A 17,714-nucleotide genomic window follows, 5' to 3' on the forward strand; every position below is an offset into this window, starting at 1 on the left:
ATTGACCCGCGGCGTCGCGGCGCGATGGCACCGTCCGACGTCGCAGACCGACGTTGTCATTGAGATTCACTGGCCTGGCTTACGGTTCCGTGCGGTACTGCGTTCGCTGTTCCGGTTGCGCCGGCGATTTGGGCGCGAATCAATGCTGCGCGGACGGCGCGGCGTGCGATTGCTCGGTGAACAGTTGCGCGGCGTCCACCTTGTCGAAATGGTACGTCTGACGGCAGAACTCGCAAGCAACTTCGACGTTCGGACGCTCGTCGAACACGCTCATGACCTCGGCCTCCCCGAGCGTGCGCAGCATGTTGGCCACGCGCTCGCGCGAACAGGTGCAGCGAAACGACGTGACCAGTGGTTCGAACACGCGTACCGCCTCCTCCCAGAACAGACGATGGAGCATGGTCTCCCGGTCGGTGCTCAGCATTTCCTCGCGCTGGAGCGTGTTGCCCAACTGGCAGACCCGGTTCCACGTATCCTCGTCGAGTTCCGGTGCGCGCTCGGCGCCGGTGCCCGCGGTACCGCCATGTCCCGGCAGCTTTTGCAGCAGCATGCCCACGGCGTGATTGTCGTCGCAAGCCAGCCACAGACGGGTGTCGAGCTGCTCCGAGTGATGCATGTAATGTTCGAGGACCGAAGCCATGTCGGGCAGGGCACCGTGCTCGTCGGACAGCGGCACCACGCCCTGATACGGTTGCTGGCCCGGTTGCTTCTCACGCGGGTCGAGCGTGATGGCGAAGTGCGCGCGACCGCGGACATTGACGAGCGACTCGAGCGTGGCGTCGCCCGGAATGTCGCCGCTGTACTTGGCGGTGGCGCGCATCGTCAGATCGGCGTTGCACTCGACCACGGCCATGCTCACCGGACCGTCACCGTGCAACTGCAGGATGAGGGCACCGTCGAACTTGACGTTCGCGGTGAGCAGCGCGGCTGCCGCCATCATCTCTCCCAGCAGATGACGCACCGCCGGCGGGTAGTCGTGGCGCTCCAGCACGGCACGCCAGGTGGCGTCGAGGCTGACGTACTCGCCGCGTACCGGGGCGGCGTCGAACATGAATTTCTGAAGTTGGTCGGACACGGTCGAATTCCTGAAAAATGCGGCAACGGCGGTCAGTGTGACGGGCGGCGATCGAAGGCGAGGCGCACTGGGGCTGCCGCAATCGCCGGGACACCGGGCAAATCGTCCCGAATTGGCACAAAAGCCGAAGATTGGCGCGTCGATATTGCGTTATCTGGGGGCGCGCGCCGCATTTTCAACTCGCCGGCGCCGCAGGTCATGCGCCGGACGGCCAGCGCACGCCGCTCGCCGACGGTGCGTTCAGCCGATGCGCACCAGTTGTTCCTTGAAGACCTGACGGCGCGCCGCGTACACGTCGGCGTTGCGTTTGAGGTTGGCGACTTCCTCGTCGGTCAGCTCCCGCACCACCTTGGCCGGCGCGCCCAGAATCAGGGAGCGGTCGGGGAACGTCTTGCCTTCGGTGACCAGTGCGCCGGCGCCCACGAGGCTGTCGCGCCCGATGACCGCACCGTTGAGCAGCACCGCCTGAATGCCGACGAGGGAGTTCTCTCCCACCGTGCAACCGTGCAGCATGGCCTGATGGCCCACGCTCACCCCTTCGGCGAGCGTAAGCGGGTATCCCGGATCCGCATGCAGCACGGCGCCTTCCTGAACGTTGGTGCCCACGCCGACCCGGATCGGTTCGTTGTCGCCGCGGATCGCGACCCCCGGCCACACGCTGCTGTTCTCCGCGAGAATCACCTCGCCGATGATGGTCGCGGTGTCGGCCACGAAAGCACTCTCGTGGATCTGCGGGGTCTTGTCTCCAAGTTTATAGATCGGCATGGCAGCTTCGCTTCGCGGTTAAAATCGACGAAATTGCTATTGTAACGTCATGGCCGACTTCACTCCCGTGCCCGGCGGCGACACCCCGGGGACCGCCGCTGCCGGCGGCATTCCAGCCTTTCCGAAAGCTTCCAGTGAATCCGATTGCGCGCGCGAACGCGCGCTGGCCTTGCTGCGCCAGCGAGACCCGTACGAGAAAGCCGCCGGCGTGAGCGCGCTGCGCGACGCCGTCCGTACGGGCGCCATGCGTTGGTACCCGTCGCGCCAGATCGCGCCGTGGCGCCCGTCTGGCGGCATCGACGGCGTTGCGGTGAACGACCAAGGCGCAGGCGATGGCGAGCGCGAAGCCGGCATCCCCGGGCGTCCCGACGCCCCGCCACTGGTCTCGCCCCGTGAGCTCAAGCACCGCGCGGTCACGTCGGTGGACGGGCGCGCGGCGCTGCTGCATGCGCTCGCCCACATCGAATTCAACGCGATCAACCTCGCCCTCGATGCCCTCTGGCGTTTCGACGGCCTGCCGCCGGCGTATTACGACGACTGGCTCAAGGTCGCTGCCGAGGAGGCCTATCACTTCTCGTTGCTCGCCCAACATCTGACGACGTTGGGCGAGCCGTATTACTACGGCTGCTTTCCCGCCCACGACGGCCTGTGGGAGATGGCGCGCCGCACCTCGGGCGACTGGCTGGCGCGTCTGGCGCTGGTGCCGCGCACGCTCGAGGCGCGCGGCCTCGATGCCAGCCCGCCCATCAAGGCCAAGCTGGCCGGCGCGGGCGACAGCGCCGGTGCGGCGATCCTCGATATCATCCTGCGCGACGAAATCGGCCACGTCGCCATCGGCAATCGCTGGTATCGCTGGGGCTGCGAGCGTGCGGGTTGCGAGCCGATCGCGACGTATGCCCGGTTGGCGGCCCAGTACAACGCACCGCGCCTGCGCGGGCCATTCAACCTGGAAGCGCGCCGCGCCGCGGGATTCGACGACGCCGAACTCGCCGCACTCCAGGCGGGCGCGTAGCGTCATTTTTGATGCCGCGGTGCAGCCGATATACTCGACGTTCCTCAATCGTTTCGATCTTCAGTATCCGTGAGCGTCATGCTTGATTCGCGATCCGAGTTCCTGACCGTGCGCGGTCTGCGCCATCATGTCCGGCAATGGGGCACGCCCGGTGCACCCAAGCTGTTTCTCCTGCATGGCTGGATGGACGTTTCGGCGTCGTTCCAGTTTGTCGCGCAGACGCTGGCCCGGCGCTGGCACTTGCTCGCACCCGACTGGCGCGGCTTCGGCCTCACCGACTGGCCCGTGGCCGAGGGGCGCAGCGAGAGCTACTGGTTCCCGGACTATCTGGCCGACCTGGAGGCGCTGCTCGACGTGTACGCCGAGCCCGGCGAGGCCATCAATCTGATCGGACACAGCATGGGCGGCAATGTCGCCTGTCTGTATGCGGGGGTGCGCCCCGCGCGCGTGCGCCGCCTCGTGAACCTCGAAGGCTTCGGTTTGCCGCCTGCGCCGGCCACCGCCGCCATCCGCCAGTTGGGCCGCTGGCTCGACGACCTGCAGGCACCGCCCACGCTGCGGGCGTACGCGTCGCTCGACGACGTGGCCGCCCGACTGCGCCGGACCAACCCGCGCCTCACGCCGGAGCGCGCGGCCTGGCTCGCGCAACGCTGGGCGCGACGGGCTGCCGACGGTCAATGGCATCTGCTTGCCGATGCCGCGCACAAGATGGCGAATCCGTATCCTTACCGACTCGAGGAAGCCCAGGCCGTATGGGGCAATGTGAGCGCGCCGGTGTTGCACGTCGAGGCGACGGAGTCCGACGTGCTGCAGCACTTCGCCGGAGCGCAGGGCAAGGACGTCTTTCGCGCGCGTTTCGAGGTCTTTCCGAATTTGACGGAGGCCTTCGTGGCCGACGCCGGCCACATGCTGCATCACGATCAGCCCGAGGAAGTCGCGCGGCTGATCGACGACTTCTGCGCAACGTAGGCAAGGGCGTCGGCGGGTCACTCGCGTCGAGTGCACTTGAGCGGTAGAATGAAGCCGTCATTACTACGTCACGCGCCGGTGTCTGGTCGATCGGACGTCGCATTGCCCGGCGGCACATCATGCTCAACGCGGATCTTCATTGTCATTCCAGGGTGTCGGACGGCACGCTCGCGCCGTCGGAAGTGGCGCAGATCGCGTTCGAGGCCGGCGTCGACCTGTGGTCGCTGACCGACCATGACGAAGTCGGCGGACAGCGCGAGGCGCGTGCGGCCGCTCAGGCACTGGGCATGCGCTACGTGAGCGGCGTGGAAATCTCGATCACGTGGGCAAATCGCACGGTGCATATCGTCGGGCTGAACATCGACCCCGACAATCCCACGCTGATCGACGGACTGGCCGCCACGCGCGGCGGACGGGCCACGCGTGCCCAGCAGATGAGCGATCAACTGGCCGCGGCGGGTATCCCGAACGCCTATGAGGGCGCTTTGCGTTACGTCGGCAACCCGGACCTGATTTCACGCACGCATTTCGCGCGCTATCTGGTGGAAATCGGCAAATGCGCATCGGTGTCGGACGTGTTCACGAAATATCTCGCCGAGGGCCGCCCGGGCTTTGTGCCGCATCGTTGGGCGACGCTGGAGGAGTCCGTGCAATGGATTCTCGGCGCGGGTGGGATTGCCGTCGTGGCCCACCCCGGGCGCTACAAGTTCTCGCCGCTCGAATTCGGGGCGCTGTTCGACCGCTTCCAGGCGCTGGGCGGCGAGGCGATCGAAGTGATCACCGGCAGTCATACGCCGGAGCAATACCGCGAGTATGCCGACGTCGCGCGTCAGTACGGTTTTCTGGCGTCGCGCGGCTCGGACTTTCATGGACCGACCGAGAGCCGTGCGCTACTCGGCAAGCTGCCGCCGTTGCCCGACGACCTCACGCCCATCTGGAGCCGTTGGCAGTAACTTCACGACGCCATGTCGCAATTCTTCCAGATCCATCCGGAAAATCCGCAGTCACGACTCATCAAGCAAGCCGCCCAGATCATCGACAAGGGCGGCATCGTGGCGATGCCGACCGATTCGAGCTATGCGCTCGCCTGTCACATCGACGACAAGCAGGCCGTGGATCGCCTGCGCCGCATTCGCGGACTCGACGAGAAGCAAATGTTGTCGCTGCTCGTGCGTGATCTGTCGGAGTTGGCCGAGTTCGCCCTCGTCGACAACCGGCAGTACCGCCTGATCAAGGCGACCACGCCGGGGCCGTATGTGTTCATACTCGAGGCAACGAAGGAAGTGCCGCGGCGCCTCTCGCATCCGTCGCGAAAGACCATCGGCCTGCGCGTGCCGGAGCATGCGATCACGCTGGCATTGCTCGAGGCGCTGGGCCAGCCGCTGCTGGCCACCACGCTGATTCTGCCGGGTGAAACCGAGCCGATGAATGACCCCGAGGAGATCCGCGAGCGGCTGGAAAAGCAGCTTGACCTGGTCATCGATGGCGGGGCCTGCCCGAAGGAGCCGTCGACCGTGGTGGATCTGACCGTCACGCCGCCGGAGGTGCTGCGTCGCGGACGGGGTTCGCTCGCGCCGTTCGGCCTGTCGTGACGGACGTGGTCCGCCGCACGTTGCAACACGCGGTAATACTGGCGCGCAGGCCGGCTTGCTACAATAGCCGGCTATGAATGCAGACCTGATCCAGACCGTTGCGGTCTACGCGCTCCCCGTTCTCTTCGCAATCACTTTGCACGAGGCGGCCCACGGCTACGTCGCGAAGTATTTCGGCGATCCAACGGCCTTCCTGATGGGGCGGGTGACGCTCAATCCGCTCAAGCACATCGATCCGATCGGCACGGTGCTCGTGCCGCTCGCACTTTATTTCATGACGAGCGGCGCATTCCTTTTCGGGTACGCAAAGCCGGTGCCGGTGGCGTTCGGCAGTCTGCGAAATCCGCGCGTCGATACGATCTGGGTGGCGCTCGCCGGTCCGCTGTGCAACTTCGCTCAGGCGATTCTCTGGGCCGTGTTCGGCCTCGGCCTGCAGGCGGCCGGCGTGCACGAGCCGTTCTTCATGATGATGGCGCAGGCGGGATTGCTGGTGAACCTCGTGATGTGCATGTTCAACCTGTTTCCCGTGCCGCCGCTCGACGGCGGCCGCGTGCTGGTGTCGCTGCTGCCCGCGCGTGCGGCCTATACGCTCTCGCGCGTGGAGCCCTTCGGCTTTTTCATCGTGATGGCGCTGGTGGTCAGTGGCGTACTCGGCCGCGTGTGGTTGTGGCCGCTCATCCAGTGGGGCCGCGACTTGATCGTGTGGATGCTCACGCCGCTGATGTCGCTGATTTCCTGACGTATTTGCACAAGATAACGAGACCATGTACCCCGAACGCGTTTTCTCCGGCATGCGACCGACCGGTCGTCTGCACCTCGGTCACTACCACGGCGTGCTCAAGAACTGGATTCAGCTTCAGTCGGAGTATCCGTGCTACTTCTGTGTGGTCGACTGGCACGCGCTCACCACGCACTACGAAACGCCGGAAGTCATCGAGCAGAACGTGTGGGACGTACTCATCGACTGGCTTGCCGCGGGGATCGATCCGAATCAGGCGACGTTGTTCATCCAGAGCAAGGTGCCCGAGCACGCCGAACTGGCCCTGCTGATCGGCATGAGCACGCCGCTGGGTTGGCTCGAACGTGTGCCGACGTACAAGGAGCAGATCGAGAAGCTCAGGGAAAAGGACCTCTCGACCTACGGCTTCCTTGGCTACCCTGTGCTGATGGCGGCCGACATCCTGCTTTATCGCGCGCTGCATGTGCCGGTGGGCGAGGATCAGGTGCCGCACGTCGAGATGACACGCGAAATCGCGCGTCGTTTCAACTACCTTTATGGCCGCGAGGCGGGATTCGAGGAGAAGGCGCTGGCGGCGGCGAAAAAGCTGGGCAGCAAGCGCGCGAAGCTGTATCTGGAACTGCGTACCGGGTACCAGGAGCAGGGCGACGAGGAGGCGCTGGAGCAGGCACGCGCGATGCTCTCCGAGTCCCAGTCGCTGTCGATGGGCGACCGCGAGCGGCTGTTCGGCTATCTCGAGGGCGCGCGCAAGCTGATCCTCGTCGAGCCGCAGGCGCTGCTCACGCCGGCATCCCGCATGCCGGGGCTCGACGGCCAGAAGATGTCGAAGTCTTACAACAACACCATCGGCCTGCGCGAAGACGCAGAATCGATCACGAAGAAGGTGCGCACGATGCCCACCGACCCCGCGCGCGTGCGTCGCACCGATCCGGGGGATCCGGACAAGTGCCCGGTGTGGCAGTTGCATCAGGTCTACAGCGACGACGACACGCGCGAGTGGGTGCAGAAGGGCTGTCGCAGCGCCGGAATCGGTTGCATCGAGTGCAAGCAGCCGGTGATCGAAGGCATTTTGCGTGAGCAGCAACCCATGCTCGAGCGTGCACAGAAGTACATGGACGATCCGTCGCTGCTGCGCGCCATTGTGGCAGACGGCTGTGAAAAAGCCCGTAAGTCGGCGCAGGAAATCATGCGCGACGTGCGCGAAGCCATGGGACTTCAGTATTCATGACGGATTCGGCCGTGGCGGGGACGATGCATGGCACGGGTGCGCCGTCAGCGTGGGTCGTGCGTTGGGCGCATCTGATCGCGTCCGGCGCCCGCGTGCTCGACCTGGCGTGCGGCCAGGGGCGCCACGCGCGATGGCTGGCCGCGCGCGGCGCTCGTGTGACGGCCGTCGATCGCGACGCGGCGGCGCTTGCCACCATGTCAACGCTCGCAAACGTCACGACGCTCGCGGCCGATCTCGAAGGCGCGCCGTGGCCGTTCGCCGCGGGGGAAACGTTCGACGCGGTGATCGTCACGAACTACCTGCACCGGCCGCTGTTCGGCACCATTGGCGCCAGCGTTGCGCCGGGCGGGGTGCTGATTTACGAGACCTTCGCGCAGGGAAACGAAAAGTACGGGAAGCCGTCCAATCCGCTGTTTCTGCTGGCACCGGGCGAATTGCTCGATCTCGCGGGTGAGGCGAACTTGCGAGTGGCGGGCTTCGAGGATGTCACGCTGCCGGCGCCGCGCGCGGCCTGCGTGCAGCGTCTGTGCGCCACGCGCGCGGTCCCCGGGGAAAACCCCGCCAGCGCCGCGCTGTACGAGGCGGCTTCGTAATCCGCTACAATCCACCCTTATCGCTGAATTGTTCGATCAACCATGACTACCCAAACTCCGATTCAAGGCAGTATTGTCGCGATTGTCACGCCGATGGCAGAGGACGGCAGCCTTGACCGTGAAGCCCTGCGCAACCTGATCAACTGGCATGTCGACGAAGGCACGGACGGCATTGTGATCGTCGGTACGTCGGGCGAATCGCCGACCGTCAACGTCGAAGAGCATTGCGAACTCATCGAGATCGCCGTGCAGCAAACCGCCGAGGCCGGCAAGTCGCGCGGCCGCAAGGTGCCGGTGATCGCCGGTACGGGCGGAAACTCGACCGCCGAGGCCATCGAACTCACGAAGCATGCGAAGCAGGTCGGTGCGGACGCATCGCTGCAGGTCGTGCCGTACTACAACAAGCCGACGCAGGAAGGGCAGTACCAGCACTTCCGCGCGATCGCCGAAGCCGTCGAGCTTCCGGTGATTCTCTACAACGTGCCCGGCCGCACGGTCGCCGACGCCAGCAATGAAACGCTGCTGCGTCTGGCGCAGGTGCCCGGCATCATCGGCGTGAAAGACGCCACCGGCAACCTGGATCGCGGCATCGACCTGATCCGGCGCGCCCCGAAGAGCTTCGCCGTGTACAGCGGCGACGACCTGACCGCCGTGGCGCTGATGCTCATGGGCGGACAGGGTAATATCTCGGTCACCGCCAACGTGGCACCGCGCGCGATGCACGAAATGTGCGCGGCCGCGCTGGCCGGCGACGTGGCCAAGGCCCGGGAATGGCAATTCAAGCTGTTCGAATTGCACCGTGCCATGTTTGTCGAAGCCAATCCGATCCCCGTGAAATGGGCGCTGCAACAGATGGGCATGATCGCGTCGGGCATTCGCCTGCCGCTCACGCCGCTGGCGCAGCCGTACCACGAAACGGTGCTCGCTGCCCTCAAGTCGGCCAACATTGCCGTTGTCTAAGCTGTCGTTCAGGCACCCGGGTTCGTTGCCCATCCCTTTTTTTGCGACTCATGAAACGAATCGTCAGTAATTCCGTAGCTCGTCCCGTGCTGGCATGGGCCGCTATTGCCTCGTTGGCCCTCGTTGCCGGATGCAGCTCGCTCTCGAGCGCCTTGTCGTCGGACAAGGTCGATTACAAGAGCTCGAAGACCGGCCCTTCGCTCGACGTGCCGCCCGATCTGACGAACGTTCAGGCCGTCGATCGCAAGTACGTGACGCCCGGCGGCACCGCCACGCTGTCGAATTACGAGAATCAGCAGAAGGTGGTGGCAGCCAACCCCTCGACTACCGTGCTGCCGGATGTGCCTGGCATGAAGGTGGTGCGCGACGGCAACGAGCGTTGGCTCGTGATTCAAAAGCCCGCCGGCGACCTGTGGCCGACGTTGCGTGAATTCTGGCAGGAAAACGGCTTCGTGCTGACGATCGATTCGCCCGACACGGGCGTGATGGAAACCGATTGGGCGGAAAACCGCGCCAAGCTCAATCAGGACATCATTCGCGATCTGCTCGGCAAGGTCCTCGACGGTCTGTATTCCACCGGAGAGCGCGACCGCTTCCGCACCCGTGTCGAACGTGATCCGAACGGTGGCACGGACATCTACATCACGCATCGTCGCATGGTCGAAGTCTTCACGAACTCGCAAAAGGACACGACCAAGTGGGAGCCGGCGCCGAACGATCCGGGTCTCGAGGCCATCATGCTGACCAAGCTGATGCAGCGCTTCGGTGTCCAGGCCGATCAGGCCAAGGCGCAGGTGGAAAGTGCCAAGCCGGGTGCGCCGGCGACCCAGGTCGTGAAGACGGCCGATTCGGCCTACCTCGACATCAACGAGCCGTTCGACCGTGCATGGCGCCGCGTGGGCGTGGCGCTCGATCGCGGCAACTTCACCGTGGACGATCGTGATCGCGCCAAGGGCTTGTACTTCGTGAGCTACGTCGATCCGGCCACGCTCGCCAAGGACAATGGTTTCTTCTACAGCCTGTTCCATGCGAAGGAAGTGCAGGACAGCAAGAAGGCGAAGAAGTACAGCGTGAACGTGCAGGGGCGCGGCGACAACCAGACCCGCGTGCAGGTGCTCGACGACAAGGGTAACGTCGACAACTCGCAGATCGCGCAGACGATCATCAGTGTGATCGGCAACCAGCTCCGTTAAGGCGGGGCGTGCGGTTCGCCAGTCTAGGCAGCGGCAGCGAAGGCAATGCCCTGCTAGTGGAGGCGTCGGAAGGCGCCTCCACGACGCGTATTCTCCTCGATTGCGGTTTCTCGATGCGAGAGGTCGAGCGGCGCCTGGCGGCTCGCTCGGTCGACGTGGCGTCGCTCGCCGCCATCGTCATCACGCACGAGCATGCCGACCATATTGGCAGTGCTCTCTCCCTCACGCGCAAGTATCGGATCCCGCTCATCATGAGTTGGGGCACAGGGCAGGCCGTCAAGGCGCACGCCACGCTCAAGGTGGACGCCGACGACGCGCTGGTGCGCTGGTGCCGGTCCGACGAACGCCTTGCGGTCGGTGCGATCGAGCTTCATCCGTATACGGTACCTCACGACGCGCGTGAGCCGCTCCAGTTCGTCTTCTCCGATGGCGCGCGTCGGCTGGGGGTGCTCACGGATGCCGGATGCCCCACGGCCCATCTGATCGCTACGCTGGGCGGGTGCGATGCGCTGGTGCTCGAGTGCAATCACGACCGCGAAATGCTGGCCAACAGCAAGTATCCTCCGTCGCTCAAGGCGCGCATTGGCGGCACGTACGGCCATCTGGCCAACGATTCGGCGGCGGAAATTCTCGGGGCGATCGACCGTACCCGATTGCAGCGCGTGATCTGTGCGCATTTGAGCGAGCAGAACAACACGCCGGAACTGGCCATGACGGCGATGTCGGCTGTGATCGGCAGCGAGGCGACGGAGATTCTCGTGGCCACCCAGGCGGGAGGCTTCGATTGGTTGACGTGCTAGCCGGCGCCTGAGGCTGTGTGTGCGCGACGTGTGCGGAAGGAGGGCGTGGGGGCGCGTGAGGCGATAAAAAAGCCGGTCGAATGACCGGCTTTTTTGTCTCGGCTGCCTTGCGGCAGCGAGAGCTTACTTGCTGGCAGCAGCGTCAGCAGCCGAGGCAACGGCGTCAGCAGCAGCACCAGCAGCCGAAGCGGCCGTGTCAGCAGCAGCACCGGCAGCCGAAGCAGCCGAATCAGCAGCAGCGCCAGCAGCCGAAGCGGCGTCCGAAGCAGCCGTAGCAGCCGAAGCGGCAGCGTCAGCAGCCGGAGCAGCGGCTTCTTCCTTCTTGCCGCAGGCGGTCAGGGCGATAGCCAACAACGAAGCGACGAGGAGAGACTTCTTCATGATCACGTCCTTTTATGGTAGAAGACAAGCGAATGAATAATTAGTTACGGTAATACGCTCTTGCCAGCGCAAAGCCGATTGCGAGACATTGGCAATTGAGGATTACCCTTGGTCATGCAAGCTGCTTGGCGAGAAATTATATTGGGTTTTCCCCAATGCGTCACGTCAAACTCGCGCAATTACCCCGCTTTTTTCCTTACGGCGCGCAACTTTCGCGCCGGCCCCGGGTCGGCGGAAATCTGTACCCAGCCCGAAGCATACCAATCGTACATAATTTCGACGATTTCTTGGTCTTTTTGCTCGAAATTCGCACATTCCTTGGCATTGAGTCGACGTTTGTCGGCGAGCGCACGCAACGTCGATCGCGTACTGACGGGGACTTCCAGCGGCTCGCCGTTCACGTAGTATCGGTTGCGTCGATACAACAATTGGGTCTTCGGCGACAGTGCGATACCTCGCGACGCGGCTTCCCGGGCGAATCGGCCGGGCGAAACGGGGGATGCCGGCGGGTCGAAAAACACATGCGACTTCGGCTCGCTCAGCCAGCGGCCCAGAAAATCTTCCACTTCCTTGCGCCCCCAGCGGACTTTCTCCAGCTGTGCCGCGAGCGTGTCGACCATCGCATCGGGCAGCGCGGCGGGGTGTTTGACGGCCGGCTGCTTCGGGTCGGCATATCGGCCGGCGAAATGACGGGCGAACGCGAGCTCCGGCGCGTTCTCCGCGAGGTAGTACAGGAAGTTCTGCAGCATTTCCTGTTCGAGCGGTGCGCGAAAACCGATCGAGTAGGTCATGCATTCGCCCTGGGCCACGCCGTCGTGCGCATAGCCAGGCGGCAGATAGAGCATGTCGCCAGGTTCAAGTACCCACTCCTGTTCTGGCTCGAAGTGCCGGAGGATGCGCAACGGTACGCCCTCTTGCCAGGTCGTGTCGCGCTGCGGCCCGATGCGCCAGCGTCGCTGGCCGTGCGCCTGCAGCAGGAAGACGTCGTAGGAATCGAGATGCGGGCCGACACCGCCGCCATCGGTCGCGTAGCTGATCATGACGTCGTCGAGACGGGCGTCGGGAATAAAGCGAAACTGTTGCATGAGGGCGTCGACGGCGGGTGCATGAAGGTTCACGCCCTGCACGAGCAGTGTCCACTGTTTGCGCGATAGCGGCGGCAGCGAGTCGGCGTCGAAGGGCCCGTGCTCGAGGGTCCAGCGTTTGCGCGAGTGGGTGATGAGGCGCGATTCCACGTCGTCCTGCGCGGCGAGGGCGAAGAGCGCCTCACGCGAGAGCGGCGCCATGAAGCCGGGAATCGCCTGCCGAATGAGCAGTGGGCGCTTGTGCCAATAGCGCTTCATGAACGCATCGGGGGTGAGGCCGCCGAGCGGGGGCGAGGAGGGGCGGGAAGTCGTCATGCGGATGTCGAGGCTTGGCTCCGATCGATTGCCGGGTCGCTGTCATACGGCTGCGCGTATAATGCGGGCTGTTTTTCGGAGAGTTTGATGAAGATCGAAAAGAATACCGTCGTCTCGGTGACTTACAAGTTGTCGGACGCTCAGGGCAACCTGATCGAGGAAAGCGGCGCCGAGCCGATGGTTTATCTGCACGGCGGCTATGATGGCACGTTCCCCAAGATCGAGGAAGCGCTCGATGGACAGGACGTCGGCTACGAAACGCACCTGCAACTGGAGCCGACCGATGCCTTCGGCGACTACGATCCGGAGTTGATCAAGGTCGAAGAGCGCAGCCGTTTCCCCGAGCCGCTTGAAGTCGGCATGCAGTTCGAGGGCACGCCGGAAGATGGCGATGACGAAGCGGACACGCTGATCTACACCGTGACCGATGTGGCGGACGACAAGGTCGTGCTCGACGGCAACCATCCGCTCGCCGGCATGGCGCTGCGCTTTGAGCTGACGGTGGCGGACGTGCGTCCCGCAACGGAAGAGGAAGTCGAGCACCAGCACGCGCACGGTGCATCGGGTCTCGAAATCGTCGACGAAGACGAAGACGACGCCCCCACGCTGCACTGAGTCTCGGCGCGTCGGATTGCCAGACGGGCGATTCGCGCCTCGGGTGCGGTGCATGCGGGCGAACGGATCGCGCATGCCAAGTTGGAACGGACGCCGGGTTCGGCGCATTGCCTCGCGCAATGTGCCGGATCCGGCGTTTGCATTTTGTGCGCGCCGATTGTCAGTTGCGGCGCGTCGCGCCGCGCGGGGCCCCTTCGCGAATGAGCGACGGGCCGATCGGCATGACGCCCTGGTTCGGGTCCGAGCTCATGCCGTTCACGTGAGTCGCGGAAGCCCCCGGCTTGGGGTAGAGCGAGGAATAGGGCACAGCAGTCGGCGCGGTCCCTGACACGCCGTCGGAGGGTGCGAACGGCGCTGTCGGTGCGGACTGCGATTTCTCCGGCTCCGGGTTGGGCATGATGCCGGGTACGGGCGCCGGCCCGATTCGCGCGTTGCCGGGCGCTGCATTGCTGTTCGGCGGTAACAGTTCGCTGTCGAAGCGGAACAGTTGAGGTGTGCGTGGATCGACACGCACCCGCACCCAACGGTTCGCCGTCGGTGATCCGAAGGTGCTCAACTGGGTAAACGTCTTCACTGGCGCGCCGTGCGCGTCGCGCAGCGGCTGTGCATGATGCATCGTCCGGCCGCCGTCAATCAGCAGGATCGGCCCCTTGAATCGCGCTGCGAGTCGTTGCAGCTGGGTGCGGAAGTCCTTGTACCCGTCCACGCCGCGCCGCCCGGCGCGATCGGAAAAGATTCCGCCCAACCCGCCGCTGCGCGCGGGCTCGAACTGCGGATCCGCCGCCGCGACGACAACGATGCCCCGTGCTTCCTTTTGCTTGGCATAGACCAGGGCGTGCTGCAACCACACTCGCGTGGCGATCACGCGGTCCTCGTACTCGCCGTTGCGTCCACCCGCGGAGCGGTAGTTATTGTTGTTGCCGGGTAGATTCAGTCCGACGAACACCACGCCGCGGTAGAACCACCGCACGTTCTCGTGGTACTGGCGAAAGCGTGCCATGTCGCTCTGACGCGTGAGGTCGAACTGTGCGTAGCCGACGGGGCCGGGCCCGAGCAGGGCGTCGTCGTCGAATGCATGATCGCGCAGGAAGTCGAGGCGCTCCACCGGGTTATAGCCCCCGTCTCCGGGGCGCTGGCAGTCCGCCCAGTCGTTGCCGCCCGGTACGTAGATCAGCGGCTTTGGGGAACTGGCCAGCAGACTGAGGCGCTGCGTGATGAGATCGTCGCGGCACGACTCCGTCGGTCCTTTCAGGTTGCCCGCGTGCACGACGAATGCCGCAGCACTGTCGCCGATGCTGGCCAGCACGCTGCGCACCACAGGCACTTCCGTGTTGCCGAACGGGGTGTTGCCAAGCACCGCAAATTCGAATGGCGGCGGCTTCGCGGGGCCTTTGGTCGGCGCCCTGGTCGCAGCCTTCCCTGGCACGCGTGCATTGGCGGCGCACGCGGGTGACGGCAGGGCGAGCGTCACAACCCAGGCGAGCGCGAACGTCGCCGCGCAAAAGACGCGTACGGCCCGCCGGCCAATCGGCGGCAAACCGGTGGGGCGCTCGCGACGCGGGGGCTTCACGAAACGTCAGCCGTTCGCGCGGCCGTCCATCAGGCCTCGCAGTTCGTACAGCAGGTCAAGCGCTTCGCGCGGACGCAGGTCGTCGGGATCGATTTGCGCCAGGCGGGCCAGCGTCGCTTCGGCAGCCGGGGCAAGCGTCGCGTGATCGGTGCCATGGGCAACGGCACCGTCTTGCGACCGCACGGCATCGTCCGTGAAGCGATCGTCGTCGAGCGTCGCGCGCGGCGCGAACAGATCGAGTTGTGGTGCCGCCGGATCCAGCGCCTGCTGTTCGAGCAGCGCGAGGTGCTTGCGCGCCGCGCGAATCACCGGCATCGGCACGCCGGCAAGCTGTGCGACCTGAAGGCCGTAGCTCTGGCTCGCCGGGCCATCCTGCACGGCATGCAGGAACACGATGCCCTCGCCGTGCTCCACGGCCGACAGATGAACGTTCGCGCATTGCGGGAATTCGTCGGGCAACTGCGTGAGTTCGAAGTAGTGCGTGGCGAACAGGGTGTAGCAGCGATTGTGGCCGAGCAGATGGCGTGCAATCGCCCAGGCGAGCGCAAGGCCGTCGAAAGTCGACGTGCCTCGCCCGATCTCGTCCATGAGCACCAGGCTGTGCTCGGTGGCCGTGTGCAGAATCGCCGCCGATTCGGTCATTTCCACCATGAATGTGGAGCGCCCGCCCGCCAGATCGTCCGAGGCGCCGATGCGCGTGAAGATCGCATCGAGCGGACCGAGGCGCACGGCTTCGGCCGGCACGTAGCAGCCGACGTAGGCGAGCAGGGCGATGAGCGCGGTCTGACGCATGAACGTCGACTTGCCGCCCATGTTCGGGCCGGTGATCAACAGCAATCGGCGGGCATCGCCGAGCGAACAATCGTTGGCGATGAAGCGCTCGACCTGTTGCTCGACCACCGGGTGACGCCCCTGGCGAATGTCGACGACACGGTCCTCCACCAGCTCGGGTTTGACCCAACCGAGCGTCTCGGCGCGTTCCGCGAGTGCGGCGAGTACATCGAGTTGCGCCAGGGCCTGGGCAATGCGCTTGAACTCGGTGATGTGCGGCAGCAGGTCCTGAAGCAGCGCGTCGTAAAGCATCTTCTCGCGCGCGAGCGAGCGCTCCTGCGCGGACAGCGCCTTGTCCTCGAAGGTCTTGAGCTCGGGCGTGATGTAGCGCTCGGCATTCTTGAGCGTCTGGCGGCGGCGGTAGTCGTCGGGCACCTTGTCCGTCTGCCCGCGGGTGACTTCGATGTAGAAGCCGTGAACCTTGTTGAACTCCACGCGCAGATTGTTGATGCCGGTGCGCGCCCGTTCGCGTGTCTCCAGGTCGACGAGGAACTGGCCGCAGTTCTCCGAAATGTCGCGCAGCTCGTCGAGCTCGGCGTCGTGACCGCGGGCGATGACGCCGCCGTCTCGCAGCATTGCGGCCGGCTCTTCGGCGATGGCGCTGGTGAGCAGGGCAAGGGCGGCGTCGGGGATCGCGAGATCCTCGTGCAGCATGGCCAACAGTGGCGAGCGGGCTTCCACGGCGCGCAACGTCGTATGCAGCTCGGGCAGCCGGCGCAGGGCGTCGCGCAGGCTGGACAGGTCGCGCGGGCGCGCCGTGAGCAGGGCCAGGCGCGCCGTGATGCGCTCGACGTCGGCCACGTTGCGCAGCTCGCTGTTCAATGCGCGCCACGCACCCGGGCCTTCGAGCAACGTGGCGATGGCCAGCTGACGCGACTGCGGCACCTGCTGATCGCGCATTGGATGGTGCAGCCAATGGCGCAGCAGACGGCTGCCCATGGTGGTGCCGCAGGTGTCGAGCAGCGAGAGCAACGTCGGCGATTCCGTGCCGCGCAGCGTCTCCGTGAGTTCCAGGTTGCGACGTGTGGCGGCGTCCAGGCCAATATAGGCCGCCTCCCGCTCCACGTTCAGACTTTGCACATGGCGCAGCGACTGCCCTTGCGTGGCGGCTGCGTACTGGAGCAGGGCGCCGGCCGCGCCGAGCGCCGGATTCAGGCCGTCGCAGCCGAATGCGGTGAGGCTCGCCACGCCCAGTTGGTCGCGCAGGCGCTGGGTGCCGGCGGCCGTGTCGAAATGCCAGTCGGGCACGCGCGTGGTCGTGCCAAGCGAGAATCCCTCGAACGCCTCGAGTGCGCTGTCGGGCACGAGTGTCTCGGCCGGACGAATGCGCTCCAGTTCACGCGGGAGCTTGTCCGCAGCGATTTCCATCAACCGCAGTTCGCCGCTCGCCAGCGACAGCCAGGCGAGACCGGCGACTCGCTCGCTCGCGCGACGTGCCGCCGTGACCTGCACGGCGAGCAGGTACTGATCGACCTTGTCGCTGAGCAGCGCGGCATCGGTCAGCGTGCCCGGCGTGACGATGCGTACAACCTTGCGCTCCACCGGCCCCTTCGAGGTGGCCGGGTCGCCGATCTGCTCGCAGATGGCCACCGACTCGCCCAGCTTGACGAGCTTGCCGAGGTACTGCTCCACCGCGTGATGCGGCACGCCGGCCATGCGGATCGGTTGCCCGCCGGACTGGCCGCGCGCGGTGAGCGTGAGATCGAGCAGGCGTGCGGCCTTCGCGGCGTCGTCGTGGAAGAGCTCATAGAAGTCGCCCATGCGATAGAAGACGAGCATGTTCGGATGCTCGGCCTTGATACGCGTGTACTGCTGCATCATCGGCGTCATCGGGGGCGTCGGCTTCATTGTTTCCGGGGCGGCTGGGGTGTCTTGGGCTTGGGTGCTCGTCATGAATTCCATCGGGTCGGGCGAGTCGGGTCACGAAGCGGCGGGCGGTGCGGCGGTGCGTCTGCCGAATGGGGCAACTGTCTCGCCCGTCGCCCTCGTGG

At 65.3% G+C, this 17,714-nt stretch carries 17 protein-coding genes; 11 read left to right on the forward strand and 6 right to left on the reverse strand.

What is annotated here, in order from left to right; translation table 11 throughout:
* Nucleotides 1-139: 139 nt before the first annotated feature.
* Together hslO and W930_RS0101260 are read right to left on the reverse strand one after the other, a co-directional pair.
* The gene (gene hslO / locus W930_RS0101255; protein ID WP_023873837.1) at nt 140-1,075 is read right to left on the reverse strand and encodes an Hsp33 family molecular chaperone HslO; all 936 of its coding nucleotides are present in this window, start codon (nt 1,073-1,075) and stop codon (nt 140-142) included.
* Nucleotides 1,076-1,315: 240 nt separating this feature from the next.
* Complete coding sequence (locus W930_RS0101260) at nt 1,316-1,840, reverse strand: gamma carbonic anhydrase family protein (RefSeq protein WP_023596668.1); 525 nt, start codon at nt 1,838-1,840, stop codon at nt 1,316-1,318.
* Nucleotides 1,841-1,889: 49 nt separating this feature from the next.
* On the opposite strand from W930_RS0101260, the gene W930_RS0101265 reads away from it, so the two are divergent.
* The 10 genes from W930_RS0101265 to W930_RS0101310 all read left to right on the forward strand — a co-directional run bounded on the left by W930_RS0101265 (nt 1,890) and on the right by W930_RS0101310 (nt 10,926).
* Nucleotides 1,890-2,852 carry a ferritin-like domain-containing protein gene (locus W930_RS0101265; protein WP_024788721.1) on the forward strand — a complete coding sequence of 321 codons (963 nt, stop codon included), beginning with the start codon at nt 1,890-1,892 and terminating at the stop codon, nt 2,850-2,852.
* Nucleotides 2,853-2,930: 78 nt separating this feature from the next.
* Nucleotides 2,931-3,821: an alpha/beta fold hydrolase gene (locus tag W930_RS0101270; protein WP_023596666.1), complete on the forward strand. Its 891-nt coding sequence runs from the start codon at nt 2,931-2,933 to the stop codon at nt 3,819-3,821.
* Nucleotides 3,822-3,940: 119 nt separating this feature from the next.
* Nucleotides 3,941-4,774: a 3',5'-nucleoside bisphosphate phosphatase gene (locus tag W930_RS0101275; protein WP_023596665.1), complete on the forward strand. Its 834-nt coding sequence runs from the start codon at nt 3,941-3,943 to the stop codon at nt 4,772-4,774.
* Nucleotides 4,775-4,786: 12 nt separating this feature from the next.
* Nucleotides 4,787-5,413 carry an L-threonylcarbamoyladenylate synthase gene (locus tag W930_RS0101280; protein WP_023873841.1) on the forward strand — a complete coding sequence of 209 codons (627 nt, stop codon included), beginning with the start codon at nt 4,787-4,789 and terminating at the stop codon, nt 5,411-5,413.
* A gap of 73 nt (nt 5,414-5,486) precedes the next feature.
* Nucleotides 5,487-6,152: a site-2 protease family protein gene (locus W930_RS0101285; protein ID WP_023596663.1), complete on the forward strand. Its 666-nt coding sequence runs from the start codon at nt 5,487-5,489 to the stop codon at nt 6,150-6,152.
* Between the two features lie 25 nt (nt 6,153-6,177).
* A complete protein-coding gene (locus W930_RS0101290; RefSeq protein WP_023596662.1) occupies nt 6,178-7,380 on the forward strand; it encodes a tryptophan--tRNA ligase in 1,203 nt (400 codons plus the stop codon).
* Nucleotides 7,377-7,973, forward strand: coding sequence for a bifunctional 2-polyprenyl-6-hydroxyphenol methylase/3-demethylubiquinol 3-O-methyltransferase UbiG (locus W930_RS0101295; RefSeq protein ID WP_023596661.1), 597 nt, complete (start codon nt 7,377-7,379; stop codon nt 7,971-7,973). The genes W930_RS0101290 and W930_RS0101295 overlap by 4 nt, the downstream gene beginning before the upstream one ends.
* Before the next feature lie 42 nt (nt 7,974-8,015).
* Nucleotides 8,016-8,933, forward strand: coding sequence for a 4-hydroxy-tetrahydrodipicolinate synthase (gene dapA, locus W930_RS0101300; RefSeq protein WP_036642331.1), 918 nt, complete (start codon nt 8,016-8,018; stop codon nt 8,931-8,933).
* A gap of 50 nt (nt 8,934-8,983) precedes the next feature.
* Nucleotides 8,984-10,126 carry an outer membrane protein assembly factor BamC gene (bamC, locus tag W930_RS0101305; protein ID WP_023873845.1) on the forward strand — a complete coding sequence of 381 codons (1,143 nt, stop codon included), beginning with the start codon at nt 8,984-8,986 and terminating at the stop codon, nt 10,124-10,126.
* Between the two features lie 8 nt (nt 10,127-10,134).
* Nucleotides 10,135-10,926 carry an MBL fold metallo-hydrolase gene (locus tag W930_RS0101310; RefSeq protein ID WP_023596658.1) on the forward strand — a complete coding sequence of 264 codons (792 nt, stop codon included), beginning with the start codon at nt 10,135-10,137 and terminating at the stop codon, nt 10,924-10,926.
* A gap of 123 nt (nt 10,927-11,049) precedes the next feature.
* On the opposite strand, the gene W930_RS30355 is transcribed toward W930_RS0101310, so the two are convergent.
* Nucleotides 11,050-11,307: a hypothetical protein gene (locus W930_RS30355; protein WP_072617452.1), complete on the reverse strand. Its 258-nt coding sequence runs from the start codon at nt 11,305-11,307 to the stop codon at nt 11,050-11,052.
* A gap of 179 nt (nt 11,308-11,486) precedes the next feature.
* A complete protein-coding gene (locus W930_RS0101320) occupies nt 11,487-12,707 on the reverse strand; it encodes a cupin domain-containing protein (RefSeq protein ID WP_023873848.1) in 1,221 nt (406 codons plus the stop codon).
* An 87-nt stretch (nt 12,708-12,794) separates the two neighbouring features.
* Here W930_RS0101320 and W930_RS0101325 point away from each other — a divergent pair, with 87 nt between their 5' ends.
* On the forward strand, nt 12,795-13,322 hold the full coding sequence (locus W930_RS0101325) for a peptidylprolyl isomerase (protein WP_023596656.1): 528 nt from the start codon (nt 12,795-12,797) through the stop codon (nt 13,320-13,322).
* Between the two features lie 160 nt (nt 13,323-13,482).
* Here the strand turns inward: W930_RS0101325 and W930_RS25585 are convergent, their stop codons facing one another.
* Both W930_RS25585 and mutS read right to left on the reverse strand, forming a co-directional pair.
* The gene (locus W930_RS25585; RefSeq protein WP_145929447.1) at nt 13,483-14,679 is read right to left on the reverse strand and encodes a hypothetical protein; all 1,197 of its coding nucleotides are present in this window, start codon (nt 14,677-14,679) and stop codon (nt 13,483-13,485) included.
* A gap of 219 nt (nt 14,680-14,898) precedes the next feature.
* Nucleotides 14,899-17,571, reverse strand: coding sequence for a DNA mismatch repair protein MutS (mutS, locus tag W930_RS0101335; protein ID WP_023596654.1), 2,673 nt, complete (start codon nt 17,569-17,571; stop codon nt 14,899-14,901).
* Nucleotides 17,572-17,714 lie beyond the last annotated feature (143 nt).

Source organism: Pandoraea sp. E26, from assembly GCF_000681415.1.
Taxonomy (GTDB): Bacteria; Pseudomonadota; Gammaproteobacteria; order Burkholderiales; family Burkholderiaceae; genus Pandoraea; species Pandoraea pnomenusa.